At 49.7% G+C, this 14,690-nt stretch carries 12 protein-coding genes and 1 tRNA gene; 5 read left to right on the forward strand and 8 right to left on the reverse strand.

All coding sequences use genetic code 11. The annotated features are described in order from the left end of the window. Positions 1–44: 44 nt before the first annotated feature. Both BZG73_RS14220 and BZG73_RS14225 read left to right on the forward strand, forming a co-directional pair. A complete protein-coding gene (locus BZG73_RS14220; protein ID WP_197075723.1) occupies positions 45–683 on the forward strand; it encodes an HD domain-containing protein in 639 nt (212 codons plus the stop codon). 160 nt (positions 684–843) lie between these two features. After that, a tRNA-Leu gene (locus tag BZG73_RS14225) sits at positions 844–930 on the forward strand. 313 nt (positions 931–1,243) lie between these two features. Here BZG73_RS14225 and BZG73_RS14230 read toward each other — a convergent pair. From BZG73_RS14230 to BZG73_RS14260, 7 genes are all read right to left on the reverse strand, one after another. Continuing rightward, positions 1,244–1,888: a Fic/DOC family protein gene (locus BZG73_RS14230; protein ID WP_077578974.1), complete on the reverse strand. Its 645-nt coding sequence runs from the start codon at positions 1,886–1,888 to the stop codon at positions 1,244–1,246. A 169-nt stretch (positions 1,889–2,057) separates the two neighbouring features. Continuing rightward, positions 2,058–2,279, reverse strand: coding sequence for a FeoC-like transcriptional regulator (locus BZG73_RS14235; protein ID WP_046075451.1), 222 nt, complete (start codon positions 2,277–2,279; stop codon positions 2,058–2,060). Then, complete coding sequence (gene feoB / locus BZG73_RS14240; RefSeq protein WP_077668651.1) at positions 2,230–4,557, reverse strand: ferrous iron transport protein B; 2,328 nt, start codon at positions 4,555–4,557, stop codon at positions 2,230–2,232. The genes BZG73_RS14235 and feoB overlap by 50 nt, the downstream gene beginning before the upstream one ends. Then, positions 4,557–4,784: a FeoA family protein gene (locus BZG73_RS14245; RefSeq protein WP_077600411.1), complete on the reverse strand. Its 228-nt coding sequence runs from the start codon at positions 4,782–4,784 to the stop codon at positions 4,557–4,559. The genes feoB and BZG73_RS14245 overlap by 1 nt, the downstream gene beginning before the upstream one ends. Before the next feature lie 223 nt (positions 4,785–5,007). Then, entirely contained in the window at positions 5,008–7,380 is a 2,373-nt protein-coding gene (locus tag BZG73_RS14250; protein WP_046075454.1) for a Lon protease family protein, read from the reverse strand. Between the two features lie 174 nt (positions 7,381–7,554). Then, positions 7,555–8,565: a low-specificity L-threonine aldolase gene (gene ltaE / locus BZG73_RS14255; RefSeq protein ID WP_046075455.1), complete on the reverse strand. Its 1,011-nt coding sequence runs from the start codon at positions 8,563–8,565 to the stop codon at positions 7,555–7,557. Between the two features lie 169 nt (positions 8,566–8,734). Continuing rightward, positions 8,735–9,778, reverse strand: coding sequence for an ABC transporter substrate-binding protein (locus tag BZG73_RS14260; RefSeq protein WP_046075456.1), 1,044 nt, complete (start codon positions 9,776–9,778; stop codon positions 8,735–8,737). Positions 9,779–10,076: 298 nt separating this feature from the next. Between BZG73_RS14260 and BZG73_RS14265 the strand changes: the two genes are divergently transcribed. From BZG73_RS14265 to BZG73_RS14275, 3 genes are all read left to right on the forward strand, one after another. Further along, the gene (locus tag BZG73_RS14265; RefSeq protein ID WP_077668652.1) at positions 10,077–11,372 is read left to right on the forward strand and encodes an NAD(P)/FAD-dependent oxidoreductase; all 1,296 of its coding nucleotides are present in this window, start codon (positions 10,077–10,079) and stop codon (positions 11,370–11,372) included. A gap of 121 nt (positions 11,373–11,493) precedes the next feature. Further along, entirely contained in the window at positions 11,494–12,102 is a 609-nt protein-coding gene (locus BZG73_RS14270; RefSeq protein WP_046075459.1) for a 2OG-Fe(II) oxygenase, read from the forward strand. A gap of 47 nt (positions 12,103–12,149) precedes the next feature. After that, complete coding sequence (locus BZG73_RS14275; protein ID WP_407690288.1) at positions 12,150–12,785, forward strand: alpha-ketoglutarate-dependent dioxygenase AlkB family protein; 636 nt, start codon at positions 12,150–12,152, stop codon at positions 12,783–12,785. Positions 12,786–12,882: 97 nt separating this feature from the next. Here BZG73_RS14275 and BZG73_RS14280 read toward each other — a convergent pair whose 3' ends face one another. Further along, entirely contained in the window at positions 12,883–14,391 is a 1,509-nt protein-coding gene (locus BZG73_RS14280; protein WP_077668653.1) for a M20/M25/M40 family metallo-hydrolase, read from the reverse strand. Positions 14,392–14,690 lie beyond the last annotated feature (299 nt).

The following is a 14,690-nucleotide window of genomic DNA, read 5'->3' on the forward strand; positions in this document are numbered from 1 at the left end:
TGTGCCAATTTGTCAAAAGTGATATGAGCCGAGCAGTGCAGAGAGTGAAGCGGACCATTACGCGTACTGCCGTGCCATATGTTTCACCGGCACATTATACTGTCCCCGATAGCCAAGCCTGTCAGCAGGCGTTAGCACTGGTTAAACAATTTAGCCCTGAATTTTTAGTCAACCACTCCTTACGTAGCTACGCGTTTGGTCTGGCGATGAACCATAAAATAAAACAAGGTGTTGATAAAGAAGTCTTTTTTGTTGGCGCAATCTTACATGATATTGGCTTGACCGACTATGTTGCCCAACAAGACACCTTCGAAGTCGAAGGCGCCATTGCTGCACAAGCGTTTGCATTGGAACAAGGATTGTCGGCGGAGCAGGCCGATCTGATTCATGAAATGGTCGCATTGCATAATTCGGTAGGTGTAGCGCATCAATGCGATCCAGAAATCGCATTGCTGCACTTTGGTGCGGGAGCCGATGTGGCGGGGCTTTGGATCGAAGACATCCATAAAAAGACGCTGCATGAGGTGCTTGAGACCTATCACGATCAAGGGTGTCAGGCCGGAATGATTCAGCTTATCCAAGATCAGGTCACGCGCAAGCCGCATAGCTACATGTCGACCATGGTGGACTTAGGGTTCCTCAAAAAGGTGGCGAAACACCAATTTGCCCATAACCCGACATAAGCTGTTATATGCGACGTCAGGTTGTTGAGTCTGTCTGCTTTTCAACCATCTGAATCAAAAAGAATAAAAGGGCTATTGACCTCGGGTTAAATTTCATTAAAGTACACCCACGTTCGCAGCGCAGTCTGCGGACTATGGTGCTACCACGCATAACTGCGTTGCCCTGGTGGTGGAATTGGTAGACACAAGGGATTTAAAATCCCTCGGCGTTCGCGCTGTGCCGGTTCAAGTCCGGCCCGGGGCACCATTAATAAGCAAGACGGCGACCTTAAGGGTCGCCGTTTTTGTATGTCTTTTCCTTGTTCAGTGCGTACGTTGTGCTTCACAATTTTGAAGAAAACAGACAGGTATCTGCGTTGAATTAACGCTATTTTTTGACTAAAATTTAATCAGTGATGACAAGAGTGACTGTGAAAAGGCGATTAATGCAGAAAAAAACAAAAAAGGTGACGACGGCGATGATAACGCGTGCGGTAGCAAGCTCGACCGCGATTGAGACGCAAGCATCAACCGAAGAAGTGGAGGCAAGGCTTAAAGCGAGCAGGCAGAAATATCAAAACTTAGCGCTCGCTGATTGAGAAAGATGAAAATGTGAGGGGTAAAATGTCGTTAATCAGCCGCTCCATGTGCTGGTAGTCATGCCCGACACCAGCTTGAATTGCCGCAATGTAAAAATCTTTGTTTTCTTCCCAAAGTCGATAGTCCAACAATCCTAATCCCGCCTGTTGGCACAGCACATCAATGAGTAAACGCGATATTCGTCCGTTTCCTTCTCGAAATGGGTGAATAAGAATGAACTCAACGTGACTTTGTGCAAGGTAACGAATGAGCGTCGCGCGCGGCATTACCGATACCCCCGCGTACTGGTTGAGAAAGACGCTTTCAAAATGCTGCAAACAGGCCCCTATCTGCTTGGGGGAAGTAAAACGAAACCCACCTTTACTCAGCTCAACATTCCTCACCTGACCGGCCCATGGGTAAACATTGCCCAGCCATTGTCGATGCCAGCTGGCGAGGGTGCTAACCCTTAATTGGCGTGGGAAATGGCCGCCGGTGAATACACGTTCGTAAAGCTTCGCAAGTAAGACAGCTTCAATGTCTTCCATTTTGGTGGGATCAGTCACCCCCATGTGGTTTTTGAGGACGCGTTCGTTAGAGCCCGGTTGGTATTGTGCCTCACTGGATTGTGTTTGATAGCGGCTCATGGCTTCTCCCTCTACATCGACTCCTTTGATTTTAGTTCAGAGACGTGTGCAAGGGCGCAAGGCGATAAATGCAATGCGTGATCGTCAAATGGATAAGGTGAGTCACTGAGTCTGTTGATCAACAAGGCAACGCTAAGGCTGCCTTGTGATCATCACGCGGTTAGGAGGGCTAAATCATGCTAAAGCATTGTATTTCATTCTGGTGTGCCAAACGGTAGTGGATATCTTGCGGATCCTTACGCCCCGATTGTCGAATAACCACCCCGCGTTTGACCCAGGTCGCCATCATCGCTTCAATACCGTCTGGGCTTATCCCATACTGGTTGGCGAGGTCTGTGCGACTAATGACACCCGCCTGACTGACACTGGCTTTGAGCTTTTGCAGGATCATAATAGGTCTCCTTAAACCAATAGGGATGTTTGCCGACATAGCGCATGAGTGCCACCACGATAATCAGTAAGGCACAAAGGCCAGTGATGTAGAGTGTGGCTGGCGTGGTGGCGACACTCAACTGACTGAATTGGTAGCATAACGTGGCTCCGCTTACCGCGAGCAGCATTGACCAGCTCGCCACAAACAGGGCAAATCGGCGACCAAACTCGCGTGTGTAGGCGCCCAGAGCGGCAACACATGGAGTGTATAGTAGGATAACAATGAGATAGGCCATCACGCTGGCGGTGCTAGTGAATTGACGATGCAGATTATCAAACGTTGTCATACTGACTTCTTGCGCTTGTGCGGCGGCCTCGGTGTTTTCAATTTCACCGACATCGATAGCCAATGGATCGGTATAATCAATGCCAAATAAGTTTTCAGGAATGCTCTGGACCGCTTCGACCAGCGCTTCTCCGAGTGTGGTCTCTTCTTCGGCTTCTTCGCTGGGCGCATAAAGGTTATTCAAGGTGCCGACGACGGCCTCTTTGGCAAATAGCCCGGTCACCAACCCGACGGTAGCAGGCCAATTATCCTCTTCAATCCCGATAGGTGATAGGGCCGGCGTGATTACTTGTGCGGTTTTCGAAAGGACGGAGGACTCGCTGTCTTCGTGTCCGAACGATCCATCCGTGCCTAACGAGTTGAAGAAGGTCAGAATCGTCACCACGATAACAATGGTTTTACCTGCACCAAGGACAAACCGACGCAGTTTTTGCCACGTGTTGTTCATCACATGGCGTACGCGCGGCAGCTCGTAGTCAGGGAGTGTCATCAGCAGGCTTTCACTATGCCCTGGATAAAGGGTGTGACGCAGTATCAGGCCGGTGATTATCGCAGCGACAATGCCAAGTAAGTAGAGGCCGAAAACAAGGTTTTGTCCGTTTTGTGGGAAAAACGCCGCGGCGAAGAGGGCGTATACAGGCAGGCGAGCGCCACAGGACATAAACGTTGCCATCGCGGCCGCGGTTTTGCGCTCGTGAATCTGTTCTAATGTGCGCGTTGCCATCACGGCGGGGACGGTGCACCCAAAGCCGAGGATTAAGGGAACAAAGGCTTTGCCCGGCAACCCCATTTTTTGCATTAAACCGTCTAATAAAAAGGCGGCACGTGCCATGTAGCCTGTGCTTTCTAATACCGTTAAAAACAGGTACAAGCCTGCAATAACAGGAATAAAGGTCGCAACGGTTTGAATGCCTCCTCCGAGGCCATCGGCGAGAATAGTGACAATCGCCGTCGGCAGTACACCGTCAAGAAGCTGGTGGGTGCCGTCTACCAGTATCGCGCCGGCGGCAATATCGAAAAAGTCGATAAAGGCGCCGCCAATGTTGATGGCAAACACAAACATCGCATAGAGGACGGCGAGCAAAATGGGCAGTGATAAGAAGGGGTTGAGAATGACTTTGTCTAGCTTCTCGGTATTATTGCGACTGAGATGACGAAGCTCGCGGCGAGCCTGGTGAACCATGTCACGAATCGCACTGTAGCGTGTATCAGCAATGACGATGTCAGTGTCTAAGTCTGAAAGGGCTTGGTTTGCCATCGTAAACTGCTGCTGGTCAGCATCGGTACTACCATCAGGCAAGCGTCCCCGCTCTAAGCATTCGAGCAAGTGCGCACGTTGATTCACTTGTGCCGCGGCGGAATGAAGAAAACCGGCGCCAAGCTGGTTTTGAATCCAGTTTTCTAATGGCGCACCGTAGTTCAGGTACATTGCCTCACATACGGGTAAATGGGTGGTCAAGTGGGCGAGCTGATGGCACAGGGTGTCGACGGTCGCCGGTTGACATGCGGTGACGGTCAATACGGGACAGCCCAGCATCGTTTGTAATTTGGCGGTGTCGAGTTGTTGACCATTACGATCAAGCAAATCCATTTTATTGATCACCACCACCATAGGGACACCGCGTTCACGCAGTTGAAGGGTGAGGTATAGACCGCGCTCTAGGCAATTGGCATCTAAGACATTAATAATAAAATCATTCTCACCGCTATCGATGGCGTAAGTGGCAATTTGCTCATCAATACTGGCGTCAAAGCCTGCGTTTAGCGCATAAARACCGGGTAAATCTGTGATTTGACAGTCGTTATGCGCCAGAGAGAGCGTACCGACTTTTTTGTCGACAGTGACGCCAGCCCAATTCCCGACTTTCTGTTGTGAGCCGGTGAGCGCATTAAATAAGGTGGTTTTCCCGCAGTTTGGGTTGCCTGCGAGTACAATGCGGCGTGAGCTCATCAGAGTACCTCCACGTCAATCAGTTTCGCGACGTCACGACGTACGATCAGTTGTTCGCTATCGAGACGAATTTGAAGTGGATCACCCAGTGGGGCGCGTCTGACAAGCTCAACGCCTGTGCCTGGAATCACGCCCATGACCGCGAGGCGGTGGCGGATAGAGGCAGGCACATGATGGACACTGGTGATACGCGCGGATTGGCCGCGACCAAGCGTGGACAGTTTCATAGTGCGAGATCCAAATAAGAATGGTTTTCATTGGATATTACGCTTAAATTTCACGTTGTTTTTTGCGTCGGATCAAGTTAAGCGGCGAGTGGAAAGTGTGAGAAGTGTCACAACAAGGTAAAGGGTTGATATGGCGAATGATTTGTAAGTGCCACGAAAAAGCCGGAATAAAAAAGCGGCCGATTGGCCGCATTCAGTACTGAGATAGGCTGATGGTTGTCGATTATTTTTGGGACTGATGTGCCGCTCGCTGGTGATTCAGTTTGTCGATCGCGATGGCTAATAGTCCAGACCCATTATCACTGTCAGGGCCAAAGCCTGCGGCCTGTCCCGCTAATAAAGCAAGGGCGTCACTGACATGTGAAACGGCGTACACGTGAAACTCGCCTTTTTCTACTGCGAGTACTACATCTTTGCGGAGCATCAGGTTTTGGATATTGGCTTCTGGGATGATCACCCCTTGAGTGCTGCTCGGCCCTTTAAGCGTACACACATCAAAAAAGCCTTCGATTTTTTCATTTACACCACCAATGGGTTGCGCTTCACCGAACTGATTCATCGAGCCAGTAATGGCAATATCTTGTCGAAGTGGGACATCCGTGATCGCAGAAAAAATCGCGCAGAACTCCGCTATGGAAGCACTATCTCCATCCACACCGCCGTATGATTGCTCAAAAGTAAGATGGGTTTTGAGTGGAATGGTGTCCGTTTTACCCAATAAACTTGCCAGGTATGCTGACAAGATCATCACACCTTTGGAGTGAATACGGCCGCCGAGTTTCACACTTCGCTCGATATCCAGCACTTCTCCTTCCCCAAACGCCGTGGTCGCGGTGATACGGTTGGGTAAGCCAAAGCTGTAATCCGATGTGCTCAGTACCGAAAGGCCATTGATTTGACCAAGTGCCGTGCCATGCGTGTTGATAAGTGTGACGCCGTTTTCCACATTCTGCATCATGCTGTCACGCAATCGACTGACGCGCATATTGCGGCTGGCGAGGGCTTTTTCTACATGCAGGGCACCAATACTGTTTGCTTTGGCGTGGTGGGCCCAATAATTAGATTCACGCAATAGGTTGGCAATATCAGCGGAGTGTAGTGATAAGCGATTTTGATCGTCAGCTTGGCGAGCACTGTGCTCAATAATACGCGCAATGGCACTGCGACTGCAGTGAAGAAGATGACTGTCATGAATAATGCTTGAAATGAACTTGGCGTATTGTTGCTCGGTGCTCTCAGTGCGCGGCATGTCATCTTCAAAGTCGGCGGTGACCCGAAACAGCTCAATAAACTCCGCATCGTAACGTTGGAGTAGCTGATAGGTTTGATAGTCGCCAAACAAAATGATCTTAACATCCAGAGGAATCGGCGCCGGATCGAGAGACACAGTCCCGCTTAGGGTCACTTCTCGCTCTAGGGCGCTAACACTTAACTGGCGGCTACTGAGGGCCCGCTTGATGCCATCCCACACATAAGGCTTCTCAAGGACTTTAATCGCATCCATCAGCAACACGCCGCCATTGGCGCGGTGAAGGCTCCCTGAACGAATCAATGAAAAGTCGGTAAACACCGTGCCTTTAAACGTGGCATTCTCAACATAACCGAACAGGTTGTGATAACTAGGGCTATCCTCAACCACGATCGGCGCTTGTGCGTCATTCTGACTGACTAACACATTGACTTGGTAACGGCGAGGGAGTTTTTTATCCAGCGCCGCATACGCGAGTGCGGCTTGCTCCTCACTGTCTTCAAGGAAAATATCGAGGTGCTCAAGCATGTCAGCTTGCATGGCGTCTAAAAAGGTTAAAATGTCAGGCAAGTCAGCAAAGTTTTTCTTAAGCGGTGCCATTTGCGTGGCGATGACTTCTTGGGCGATATCCTCATCCAAGGCTTTTTGTTTTTCCGCGTACTCAGATTCCCATTCGCCAAGTTGGCGAACAATACCGCGCAGTTCCGTCTCTAGCTTATCGATGACTTTGCCAAAGGCCATCTGCTCGTCGTGTGAGAGGGCGTCAAAGGTCTCCTCGGTATGAGGCTCCTCGCCATTTAGTGCCACAAATTGGTAATCACCTTGAGGGGTGATGGTCAAACTCACATTGTTTTTTTCTGCTGTTTCACTTAACCCCTGAAGGACGCTTTGTTGGCGCTCAGTAAGCTGGTTTTTCAGTGTTTCAGCACGCTGGTAATACATTTCGTTGTCAAATGCCATAGGCAGGGCGTTGGCCAGTTTGCCCATCAGTTGCTCAATATGCTTTTTGAGTTCACTGCCTTTACCCGCAGGCAGCTTCAGTACTTCTGGGGAGCGCGCTTCATGAAAATTAGCGACGTAACACCAGTCATAAACCGGTGACTCACTTTGCCAGTGTTGGTTGAGGTAGCGCATCATCATGGTGCGTTTTCCAAGTCCATTTTGGCCAATGGCATAGATGTTATAGCCTTTCTCTTTGATGGACATGGCGAACTCAACCGCGTGACGGGCACGATCTTGACCCACAATCTCGTCGAGTGGCGCAAGGTGTTTGGTTGAAGTGATGTCACTGTGCTTTAAACTGGACTCACGGTATAAACGATCGCTTGTTAGCGGAGTGATAGCCATAGAGCTTCCCATATTGGCATTTTGTCGGTGATGACTTTCAGTGTAGCGGCTGTAAGTGATTGTTTTAGTGACCTTGGTGGAGAAAGCTGGGATGGGGTCACAATTTTGCTTTGCCTGGTGGTTTTATGTACAAAACGGGCCGTTGGGCCCGGTACGATTGTGCGTTGGAACGGCTTAGTGAGATGCCTTTATCGCGGCGATCAGGGTATCGATATCTGCGCGGCAGATGTCTTTATGTGTCACCAAACGGGCTGGATTGCCGGACAGAGAGACGCGGATCTCCTTTTCCATCAGTCGCATTTGCAGGCGTGTACGATTGATTGTTTCGGCCACATCGACATAAACAATGTTGGTTTGCACAGGATAGCCGCTGGTGGAAAAGCCGTTCAGTTTTTCCAACTCACTGGCGAGGTAATGCGCATTAGCGTGATCCTCTGCCAAGCGTTCCACGTTTTCGGTGAGTGCTTTATAGCCGGCAACGGCCAATATGCCCGCTTGACGCATGCCGCCACCTAACATTTTACGAAGACGACGGGCTTTGTGAATCAGGGCTTTCGAGCCGAGTAGCAGTGAGCCGACAGGAGCGCCTAACCCTTTGGATAGACAAATCGTCATCGAGTCAAAGTGACAACTGATCGCCTTGATGTCCACCTCCAGTGCGACAGCCGCGTTGTAAACCCTGGCGCCATCAAGATGTAGCTGCAGTTGATGTTGGTCGCAAAATGTTCGCGCCTTGGCTAAATAAGACAAAGGTAACACTTTGCCACCTATGGTGTTTTCCAAGCTGAGCAGCTTAGTACGGGCAAAATGAAAGTCATCGGGCTTGATAGCTGCGGCGATTTTATCGAAAGACAAGGTCCCATCTGACTCGTTCTCAATGGGTTGTGGCTGAATCGAGCCCAACACAGCAGCACCGCCTGCTTCGTATTTGTAATTGTGCGCTTGCTGACCACACAAATACTCATCACCGCGCTCGCAATGCGCCATCAGGGCCAATAAATTGGCTTGGGTACCCGAGGCGGTAAAGAGTGCGGCTTCAAAACCATGTCGTTCAGCCGCCCATGTTTCCAGCGCGTTAATGCTCGGGTCGTCGCCATACACATCATCGCCCACAGGGGCGTTAGCCATGGCGTCTCGCATGGCAGCATCGGGCTGGGTCACGGTGTCAGAGCGAAAGTCAATCATGGGGTAACGTCCTTGTCGTCAGTTATTTAAGTGGGTGATGCGCGTTTACGTCTGAGCATAGCAAAAACCCATTGACTAAAAATAGTGACAAATGTGGGTTATTGACTTGGAAAATAAAAAAGGCCTCCGATGAGGCCTTGGTACAGATTGTTATCACAGACGCGCGCGATTAGCTTTTCAACATCTGCCAGTACTTTTGATAGATTTTCACCGCTTCACCGACATCATTGGTGAATTCACCTTTATTAACTGCTTCATCGGATGGGAAGATGGTGCTGTTCTCTTTTAGCTCGGCCTCTAAGTACTCAGCCGCGTTGGTGTTCGGGGCTGGATAGCCAAATTCTTCCACCAATTTCGCCTGATTCTCAGGACGATACATAAAATCGATAAACTGGTGTGCCAAGGTCTTGTGTTCTGCGTTTTTTGGGATGATAAAATTATCCATCCATAAGATCGCCCCTTCCTGTGGGTAGACGAACTCAATGCCTTCGATTTCTTGTTGCGCCATGTAAGCATTGCCGTTCCATTGTTGGCCAATGCTCACTTCACCGGTAACAAACGGCACATGCGGCGCATCAGAGTTGTACACGACCACGTTATCGCGTAACTCACGCAGGTATTCATAGGCTTGTTTAATTTCAGCCTCTTCGGTGCTGTTAATGCTATGACCTTGTGCTTTCAACGCCATGCCAAACACATCACGCACATCATTCAATAGCATGACTTGGCCGTTGAAGTCGTCACGCCATAAGTCAGCCCACTTGGCCACTTTACTGCCATCGACGTAATCACTGTTGTAGCTAATGCCAGTCACACCAAACACATACGGCAGCGAATAGTCATTGTTTTTGTCAAAAGGTTGACCCAGTAGGCCTGGGCGCAATTGATTAAAATGGCTAATTTGGCTCTTATCAATTTTGGCGAGCATCTCTTCATTGACCATTCGCTCAATGAAATAGGTTGAGGCAAACGCCAGATCGTAGCCTTCGCTATTTAGGAGTTTAAGCTTGGCATACATGGCTTCATTACTCTCAAAGGTCGAGTAATTCACGTCGACTTGATACTCCTCTTCGAACGCTTCAATCACGTCCATTGGCATGTATTCTGCCCAGTTGTAGAGGTTGAGTACCTTATCGTCTGCATGAACGCCGCTTGCAAAGATGGCTGAAAGCGCAAGTGTCGTGGCGGTGATTCCGTGAGAAATTTTTTTCATTGTCATGATCCTTCAATGGCTTACTGGCCGAGTACACGTCGAGCGCATCATATTGTACTTGACCTTAGTGTCAACGAGTTTTTTACCAACCTGGATAAAGTGTAATACCTTGCTAACGTTAGCATAACCGTCGCCATCTCCCCCAAATGGTCGGGTAAAGTGATGAGAATAAGGGCTTGCCAGAAAGGGAGGACGGTGCCAGTATTTGCGGCCTTTGAGAGTGTGTTGGCGCTAAGCCATAGTGCTTGTCTTTTTTTACTACCTTTTCTTTTTAATACTAAGAGTAACCATTGAGAGCATGGTCAAAACGGTTCGACCTGATAAAAACTTCAACGCGGTGACAAATTACTATGTCGCCAGCCAAAACCAAACGCTGTCATTTCCTGCTTTGGCAGGCACACAAGAGGCAGATGTGTGTATCATTGGAGCGGGTTTAACGGGCCTGAATGCCGCCATTGAATTGCGACAGCGTGGCTACAGTGTCACCGTTATAGATGCGCGAACGGTGGCGTGGGGAGGGTCTGGCCGGAATGGTGGCCAATGCCTCGTGGGATATTGCCTTGGGCTGAGAGAAGTTGACGAAACCTATGGGCAAGCTTGGGGCAAACAGTTATGGGACTTGTCGGTTGAAGCCGTTGATATTGTGCGTGAGCGTATCCAGCATCACCAGATTGACTGTGACTTTCAACCCGGCTATATCGAGCTTGCCTTAAATTCCGCGCAGCAAAAAGAGCTGCAAAGCTGGCATGCATTAAAGCAAGGACGTTATCAGTATCCTGATGCCCAGTGGTGGGATAAAGCGCAAGTGGCAGATGTTGCAAATACTGACCGCTATCTAGGCGGATTATACGATCCCAATAGTGCGCACATTCACACGTTAAACTACACGCTAGGCCTCGCTCGTGCCGCGGCGAAAATGGGTGTGAAAATCTATGAGCACACCCCTGCTACACGTTTGGTTAAGGGGCAACCTCATGCGGTGATCACGCCTCAAGGTCGAGTGAATACACCTCGAGTTTTACTTGCTTGTAACGCCTATCTAGAGGGGTTACACCGCCAAGCGCAAGCCAAGGTTCTGCCCGTTGCCTCGTTTATTGCTGTTACCGAACCGCTCGGGGAGCGCATGCCAATTACCAATCGCATGGCGATGTCGGATCTCAACAACTGTTTAGATTATTTCCGCCCGACGGCAGAGGGGCGCTTGTTGTTTGGGGGTGTCAATCATCCCTTTAATCGAGAATATAAGGATTCGACCCAGCGGCTCCACCGGCGGATGACTAAGGTTTTCCCTCAACTGGCCCAGGTAAAAATGGACTATCATTGGGGCGGGATGTTTGCCGTGACCCGCAGTCACATGCCGCACATTGCGCATCTTGGCAATGATATATATACCGCACATGGTTATACGGGGCATGGCGTTGGATTAACCAATATTGCGGGGCGAGTGGTTGCAGAGGCCATCGATGGCCAAGCCAGTCGCTTTGATGTGTTTGCTCGTTTAAAGCATGGCTGGATCCCCACACCAAAAATGCTACGTAGCCCAGTGCTCGCGCTTGCGATTTGGAAAGCAAAACTCGAGGATTTACTCCGTTGATATCTCGAAAGGAAATAACGTTATCGATTAGGTTTGCTTATGGTTACGATAAATAACACATGTTGTCCTGCCCGTTAAACGCAGTAAGGTAGCGTCTTTATTCCTAGGCGGAGACAAGTGTTTGAGCAACCTGGCTATCATCGATGATATTGCGACGCATGGACTCAGTGTGTGTGACGGATTTTTGTCAGCGCAAGAGGTGCATGACTTGCACACATGCCTACCGGCCCAATGGTCGCAAGCCACCATTGGCCGCGAACAAAAACAGCACACCAATACGCAAATTCGCCGGGATAAAATTCACTGGTTAGAGCGCGGGCGCCAGCCTGCTGTGGATGCATTATTAGCAAAAATGGCTGATCTTCAGCAGGCATTTAATCGTCATCTTTTTTTGGGGCTGTTTGAATATGAAGCGCATTTTGCCAAGTACAACCCCGGCGACTTTTATGCCAAGCATTATGATGCCTTCGAAGGACGGTCAAACCGTAAGGTGACCACCGTGTTGTATCTCAATGAAGACTGGTCTGAACAAGACGGGGGCGAAATCGTCATTTACAACCCTGACGGTAGCCATCGGCAAACCCTATGGCCGAAAGCGGGGCGATTGGTGACGTTTTTATCCGAAGCTTTCCCTCATGAAGTGCTTCCAGCCAAAAGACAGCGTTTTAGTATTGCAGGTTGGTATCGACTGAATGGTATGAGCGGTCAGCGAGTTGATCCAATCCGCTAACGGCAGCCATACTCACTGTCTAACAGTATTGAACAAGGCAGTGTTATATGGCTCGCCCTCCCGAGCAGCAAAGTTTCTTTTCTGATGCGGCATTTGATAGCCACCCGATCACTGATATGCCTGATGCTCAGGTAGACTGGTGGCCGAAGTGGTTATCAGTGGGCTGTGCTGACACATTGTTTTCAACCTTACTTGCACAAACGCCTTGGCAACAATTGCCGATTTCGTCGTTTGGCCGCACCGTGATGCAGCCACGTCTATTGGCATGGTATGGTGATCATCCTTATACCTACAGTGGGCTAACGCTTCAGCCGCTGCCTTGGACTCACCCTTTGCGCCAACTTAAATGCTGGGTAGAGGCGCAGTGCCAGACCCCCTTTAACACTGTCCTGTTAAATCGTTATCGCAGCGGCAGCGATTACATGGGATGGCACCGAGATGATGAGTCCGAGCTGGGAGAGCAACCTACGATTGCCTCTGTCAGCTTGGGCGCGAGCCGCCGTTTTCTCTTTCGTCATCCTAAGCGGCAAGAAAAGCGAGAGGTTTTATTGAATCACGGATCCTTGTTGGTGATGAGAGGTACAACCCAAACTCATTGGCAGCACAGTTTGCCGAAAACACAAAAGCCGACGAGCGAGCGAATCAACTTAACATTTCGCTTCCTTACCCCCTCTGACAAATAGGGCGCCACGCGGACGCCTTTCAATCACGGTGGCTCAAAAAGTTGATAAGAAGGCGAGCCGATGGGTCGCTCGCCGTTACCTATTTGAGCGATTGTGGTTATTCAACAATCAAGCTGACGTCTTGGTAATCCCTATAGCCCCGAAGCAAGACTGAAAACTCACCTGGCGATGCGCCATCAAACCGGCAGATTTCGTTATTTCCGCCTTGATAGGGGCGACAATCCCAGTTATCAGCGCTAACTTGACCACCTTGTTTGACATAAAGGTCCACATCGCCTGTACCGCCGTAGGTGCGGATGACAACATCACTGGTGGTCTCTAACTGGTAGCGATAGGTGCGCTCGCTGCCACGATCCCCTGATATGTTGTTGATAGGCTGCCCAAGTTTGAGGTTATTACCCGGATTAGGCTGCGAGTCTGCGTTGGCTAGCTCTACCGTATAAGCAAGGCCTAGCTTAGTGAATTTGGTTGCATGACGTCCCTCGCTATCACTGTTGGCGAGTGTGTCGCGAGGGGTATGAATATTGGGATTGTAGTCATTGAATTTTGCTTCGAACGGCATGGCTGCAGGATAGCCTGCTTGATGCCAAGACGCGTGGTCGGAGCACGCATATCCGCATGTATCAAAGCCATAGCTAAGTGTAGGCAAATAGGTATCGAGTAATTGAGTGAGATACTGGGTGAGCCCGCTATCGGTATAATCGGTAATAAAGACAATATCTTCTGCTGAGCCTTGGTAGTTGGTCATATCAAGCTGCAACACGCCACGTACATCTTTGCCTTGTTGTTTAAATTGGTTAGCAATAGCTTGCGAGCCACGGAGTCCAACTTCTTCGGCGGCATAAGCGACAAAGGCGATACTGCGTTTGGGTTGAAAGTCATTCTGCGATAAAATACGGATGATCTCTGTCACTGCCGCAATCCCGGAGGCATCGTCATCGGCGCCAGGAGCGATACTTTGCTCGTCTGTGCGTGCACCAATGGTGGAATCGAGATGCCCACCAATCACAACCCACTCATCAGGGCTTTCTGCGCCTTCGATAGTCATCATCATCGACGCTTGGTTATAACCACTGTGCGACACTTGAGAGATTGTCACACCGTTTAATCCCTGAGCGAGTGATTGCCAGCGTGCCTTTATCCAATCGGATGCTTGTGCGCCCGATGTCGTGGTGTAGAAGCGGTTGGGAAAGTCGGTCAGGCGATCGATGGTATTCACGATTAAACTTGATTGAATTTGGTCCAGCCAAGGTGTTACGAGCGCCTGCTGCTTGATAGCTGGTGGTGTAAAGCTTGCGCGGGACACCGGCATATTGCTGGCTGCCATGGCACTTTGTGCTGAGGTGTGCACGATGTAGCCACCACAGCGGTGGTGATTTTCATGCATCTCATGAGACAGCGCGGCCAGTTGCGATTCACTGACTTCACCTACCCATGCTTTGCCATTGCTTGCAACAGCGTGTGACAACATCGGTCTGGCGCCAGCGTGACGCGCCGTTTGTTGCGCATCAGCGCCAATGGAAATCCAGACTTTATCGTCGCCTTGACCCGCGTGGGCAAAGTTGGTTGCCAGCACGAGCGCGAGCATTGTCATTTTGTATTTCATGTTTCCTCCTTGATTTGAATATTGTCGCATTACTCCTTGCAACCCATTCACTGTAGAGGAAAAATACACGTTGTTTAAAAATTAAGACAGACACATTGCGGACATAAAACTTGTCACAAAAATGTTAATAAGAGATAAAGTGAAGATAAAACAGGGAGTGAAGAATAAAAAGGCAAACCATGCTGAAAAGATCCGCAAACTGGGTGGATTTTGATGTTTTCGTTTGCAAAACAGGCAGCTGACACTTTTTTTAAATAATAAGTGTTGACTCGATCACGTTAATCCGTAGAATGCCTCCC

The sequence above is a fragment of the Salinivibrio siamensis genome (assembly GCF_001996005.1).
GTDB classification, from domain to species: Bacteria; Pseudomonadota; Gammaproteobacteria; order Enterobacterales; family Vibrionaceae; genus Salinivibrio; species Salinivibrio siamensis.

What these genes read in the sequence shown, in the direction of transcription:
- BZG73_RS14230 (WP_077578974.1), bottom strand. Translation starts at nt 1,888, where the DNA reads ATGAGCCGCTATCAAACACAATCCAGTGAGGCACAATACCAACCGGGC.
- BZG73_RS14235 (WP_046075451.1), bottom strand. Translation starts at nt 2,279, where the DNA reads ATGATCCTGCAAAAGCTCAAAGCCAGTGTCAGTCAGGCGGGTGTCATT.
- BZG73_RS14245 (WP_077600411.1), bottom strand. Translation starts at nt 4,784, where the DNA reads ATGAAACTGTCCACGCTTGGTCGCGGCCAATCCGCGCGTATCACCAGT.
- BZG73_RS14250 (WP_046075454.1), bottom strand. Translation starts at nt 7,380, where the DNA reads ATGGCTATCACTCCGCTAACAAGCGATCGTTTATACCGTGAGTCCAGT.
- ltaE (WP_046075455.1), bottom strand. Translation starts at nt 8,565, where the DNA reads ATGATTGACTTTCGCTCTGACACCGTGACCCAGCCCGATGCTGCCATG.
- BZG73_RS14260 (WP_046075456.1), bottom strand. Translation starts at nt 9,778, where the DNA reads ATGAAAAAAATTTCTCACGGAATCACCGCCACGACACTTGCGCTTTCA.
- BZG73_RS14265 (WP_077668652.1), top strand. Translation starts at nt 10,077, where the DNA reads ATGGTCAAAACGGTTCGACCTGATAAAAACTTCAACGCGGTGACAAAT.
- BZG73_RS14275 (WP_407690288.1), top strand. Translation starts at nt 12,150, where the DNA reads ATGGCTCGCCCTCCCGAGCAGCAAAGTTTCTTTTCTGATGCGGCATTT.
- BZG73_RS14280 (WP_077668653.1), bottom strand. Translation starts at nt 14,391, where the DNA reads ATGAAATACAAAATGACAATGCTCGCGCTCGTGCTGGCAACCAACTTT.